Annotated in this window: 2 protein-coding genes and 1 pseudogene; all 3 read left to right on the top strand. The window is 62.4% G+C overall.

Annotated elements, in window-relative coordinates; all coding sequences use genetic code 11:
- Window positions 1–213: pseudogene (locus CRO07_RS18345) on the top strand (hypothetical protein); the annotation flags it as partial.
- On the top strand, window positions 213–563 hold the full coding sequence (gene tnpB / locus CRO07_RS18210; RefSeq protein ID WP_204840069.1) for an IS66 family insertion sequence element accessory protein TnpB: 351 nt from the start codon (window positions 213–215) through the stop codon (window positions 561–563). The pseudogene CRO07_RS18345 and the gene tnpB, both read left to right, overlap by 1 nt.
- Before the next feature lie 54 nt (window positions 564–617).
- The coding region (gene tnpC, locus CRO07_RS18215) for an IS66 family transposase (protein ID WP_097032020.1) at window positions 618–1665 on the top strand (1048 nt) is incomplete at its 3' end.

Below are 1665 nucleotides of genomic sequence, written 5' to 3' on the forward strand. Positions count from 1 at the left end.
GGGCGGCTGGTTCTGCCTGCACCGGAGGATCCGGTGGAGTTCGCGGCGCTGATGGTTGGCCCTTTAGCGGATGCGGCGGATGCGGCGCGCAGTAAAGGGGCAGACTTGAACCGACCGGAGATCGTCACAGGCGCGGTGGTGATCCGTCTGGAATCTGGAGCTTCGGCAGAGCGGATTGCCTCGGTCGTGTGCGCCTTGGCAGCCAGCTCATGATGTTCCCGTCGAACCGGGTTCGGATCATGGTCGCGACAAAGCCCGTCGACTTCAGGAAGGGTCATGACGGTTTGGCGGCGCTGGTGTCCTCGCAATTGCGCAAGGATCCGTTCACCGGCACGGTGTTTGTGTTCCGCTCGCGCAAGGCGGATAGGTTGAAGCTGCTCTTCTGGGATGGCACTGGCTTGGTGATGGCCTACAAACGGCTGGAAGACGCAACCTTCACCTGGCCCGCCATCACGGACGGGGTTATGGCGCTGAACCATGCCCAGTTCGAGGCGCTGTTTGCGGGGCTCGACTGGCGCAAAGTGAAGGCGTTGGAGGCCCGTCCACCGGCTGCGGCAGAGTGAATCAACCGCTTGTTTTGGCGTGTTTTTACTGGGGTTTTATGGTAGCTCCAGCCTATGAAAATCGCCCCCGCCATCGACCTTTCCGCCATTCCTGCCGCGCAGCGCGCGGCAGTTCTGACATTGATGGAAACGGTGGCGGCGCTGACGGAAATCACTCGGCGGCAAGAGCATCTGATCGCTGAACTTAACCATGCCCTGCACGGCAAGCGGTCAGAAAAGCTGTCTGAAGATGAACGGCAGTTGGCATTCGAGGAGCTGTCCATCGCGCTGGCCGAGGTTGAGGCAGAAAAGGAAACGCGGGCCGCCAAGGCGGGCGATGGGACATCCAAGCCTGCCCCAAAGCGCACCATCGGCAATCTGCCCGCGGGGCTTCCACGCATAGAAGAGGTCATCGAACCCGACAGCCTGATCTGCCCCTGTGGCTGCGGTGTCATGCACAAGATCGGCGAAGACCGCAGCGAACGGCTGGACATCGTTCCGGCCCAGTTGCGCGTGATCGTCACCGTGCGTCCGAAGTATGCCTGCCGCGCCTGCACCGATGGTGTGACCCAAGCCCCTGCGCCGTCTCACCTGATCATGGGCGGCCTGCCGACCGAGGCGACGCTCGCCCATGTTTTGGTCAGCAAGTATGCCGATCACCTTCCCTTGTATCGTCAGAGCCAGATATTCGCCCGTGCGGGCCTTGATCTGCACCGCGCGGTCTTGGCCGACTGGGTTGGCAAGGCCGCGTTCCACCTGAAGCCCATCGTGGACCGGATGGCTGAACATTTGAAGCGGTCATCCAAGCTGTTCATGGACGAGACAACAGCCCCGGTGCTCGACCCGGGGCGCGGTGTGACAAAGACCGGATACCTTTGGGCGCTGGCCCGCGATGACCGACCTTGGGGCGGCGAGGACCCGCCCGGCGTCGTCTACTTCTATGCCCCCGGCCGCGCGGGGGAGAATGCCGAAACCTTCCTGACCGGCTTTGATGGCATCCTGCAGATCGACGGTTACACAGGCTATAATCGGCTGACCAAACCTTCCCGCAAGGGCGGCGTGCCCATTCGGGTGGCGCATTGCTGGGCGCATGCGCGGCGCAAACTGAAGGAAGTCTTCGAAC

The sequence above is a fragment of the Cereibacter ovatus genome (assembly GCF_900207575.1).
Taxonomy (GTDB): Bacteria; Pseudomonadota; Alphaproteobacteria; order Rhodobacterales; family Rhodobacteraceae; genus Cereibacter_A; species Cereibacter_A ovatus.